This is a genomic window from Mesorhizobium sp. M7A.F.Ca.US.005.03.2.1 (assembly GCF_003997795.1).
GTDB classification, from domain to species: domain Bacteria; phylum Pseudomonadota; class Alphaproteobacteria; order Rhizobiales; family Rhizobiaceae; genus Mesorhizobium; species Mesorhizobium ciceri.
In genome coordinates this window covers 1-1,855 of the sequence record NZ_RZRP01001061.1, presented here as the reverse complement: position 1 = coordinate 1,855, position 1,855 = coordinate 1, and the positions used below count along the sequence as shown (strand labels likewise).

General features: G+C 57.3%; 1 protein-coding gene. It reads left to right on the top strand.

Going from position 1 to position 1,855, the window contains the following annotated elements; genetic code table 11:
* Positions 1-169 precede the first annotated feature (169 nt).
* Positions 170-1,765: a cytochrome c oxidase subunit I gene (ctaD, locus tag EN991_RS34570; protein ID WP_127370408.1), complete on the top strand. Its 1,596-nt coding sequence runs from the start codon at positions 170-172 to the stop codon at positions 1,763-1,765.
* Positions 1,766-1,855: the final 90 nt, after the last annotated feature.

The window sequence follows — 1,855 nt, the reverse complement described above, 5'->3', positions numbered from 1 at the left end:
GCAAAACCCAGACCATCTATCCGCAGCCACATGACATTCCGATGGATGTGATCGTCACGGATGAATGAATGAGCGCAGGCGAGGCTAATCCTTTTGTGACGGCGGATCGCAGATGCCGTCCATTGTTGAGGCCGTCTTGCCAGCCAGCAGTGAAAGCAGGAAGCACGTCATGTCCAATCCCGCCACAACCTTGGATGATCACAAGCCCCGGTTTCTCGTCAGGTGGCTGTTTTCGACCAACCACAAGGATATCGGGACGCTTTACCTGCTGTTCTCGATCATGGCAGGCGTCTTCGGTACCGCGCTTTCCGTGTTGATCCGCATGGAGTTGCAGGAACCGGGCCTGCAGATATTTGGCTATCCGGGTGTCTACAACGTCGTCGTCAGTTCCCATGGGCTGGTCATGATCTTTTTCGTCCTCATGCCGGCGCTGATCGGTGGCTTCGGTAACTGGATGGTGCCGATCATGATCGGCGCGCCCGACATGGCCTTTCCGCGCTTGAACAATATCTCGTTCTGGCTTCTGGTGATGTCGTTTATCCTCTTCATCACCTCAATGTTCGTTCCGGGAGCACCCGGCACGCTCGGTCACGGCGGCGGCTGGACGCTCTATCCGCCCTATTCGACGGACGGCCAGCCGGGTCCCGCCGTCGACCTGGTCATCCTGTCGATCCACCTTTCGGGCGCCTCCTCTATTCTCGGCGCGATCAACTTCATCACCACCATCTTCAACATGCGCGCACCGGGCATGACGATGCACAAGATGCCTCTGTTCGCCTGGTCGATGCTGGTCACCGCGTTCATGCTTCTCATGTCGCTGCCGGTGCTCGCCGGTGCCGTCACCATGCTTTTGACTGATCGCAATTTCGGGACGACTTTCTTCGCACCGTCCAGCGGCGGTGATCCGATCCTATACCAGCATCTGTTCTGGTTCTTCGGTCATCCCGAAGTCTACATCATGATCCTGCCTGGTTTCGGCATCATCAGCCATGTCATCTCGACCTTCGCCAAGAAGGCGATCTTCGGCTACATCGGGATGGCCTATGCGATGGTGGCAATCGGTGCGATCGGCTTTGTTGTCTGGGCACACCATATGTATACCACGGGCCTGTCCCTGGACACCCAGCGCTACTTCGCCTTCGCCTCGATGGTCATCGCCGTTCCAACTGGGGTGAAAGTGTTTTCGTGGCTGGCTACCATGTGGGGAGGATCAATCGAGTTCAAGACCCCCATGCTCTGGGCTCTCGGCTTCGTCCTGCTCTTCACCATCGGTGGTGTCACTGGCATCATGGTTGCCAACCCCGGTATCGACCGCGTCTATCACGACACTTACTTTGTGATCGCCCACTTCCACTATGTGCTGTCATTGGGCGCGGTCTTCGCCATCTTCGCCGGCTTCTACTACTGGTTCCCGAAGATGACTGGTTACATGTACAACGAAACGCTCGGCAAGTTGCATTTCTGGCTGATGTTCGTCGGCGTCAACCTCGTCTTCTTCCCGCAGCATTTTCTCGGCATGGCTGGCATGCCTCGACGTTATGCCGACTACCCCGACGCTTTCGCCGGCTGGAATTTCGTGTCGTCGATCGGTTCCTACATTTCTACGGCCGGACTTATCGTCTTCTTCATCGCGGTCGCGGAGGCCTTCGCCCGCAAGCGTCAAGCTGGCGCCAATCCATGGGGCGAAGGTGCGACCACGCTCGAATGGCTGCTGCCGTCGCCGCCGCCATTCCATCAATGGGAACGGCTGCCGCGCATTGTCTAAAAGTCACCTCCGGTTCTGAACCGGCGCCCGCTTCGACATTTTGTCGGGAGAACTTCATGAACGAGACCACAGACCCAAACAACCAGATAC

Bases quoted from the DNA above. Each gene is read 5' to 3' on its own strand.
- ctaD (WP_127370408.1), top strand. From the start codon at position 170: ATGTCCAATCCCGCCACAACCTTGGATGATCACAAGCCCCGGTTTCTC.